The 376-nt window shown below is 47.6% G+C and carries 1 pseudogene; it reads right to left on the reverse strand.

What is annotated here, in order from left to right:
- Window positions 1-376, reverse strand: a pseudogene (locus HC176_RS17460) (aminomethyl-transferring glycine dehydrogenase); the annotation flags it as partial.

Below are 376 nucleotides of genomic sequence, written 5' to 3' on the forward strand. Positions count from 1 at the left end.
GCAGTAATTGCATTATCACCTCCGGTTTTGATCACCGGGTTGCCCGGTAAAAATGGTACAAGCTGCTCTGCCACACAAATTGGTCCTACTCCCGGACCACCACCACCGTGAGGGATGGCAAATGTCTTGTGCAGGTTGAGGTGACACACGTCGGCACCAATAGCTCCGGGACTTGTAAGACCTACCTGAGCGTTCATGTTTGCACCATCCATGTACACCTGTCCGCCGTTTTCGTGAATGATATTGATGACCTCAATAATTGCTGATTCAAAAACACCATGAGTAGAAGGGTAGGTCACCATTAAAGCTGCAAGATTGTCCTTGTGCTTCAAAGCTTTTTCTCTCAGGTCATCAACATCAATATTTCCGGATTCGG

The organism is Tamlana crocina (assembly GCF_012037625.1).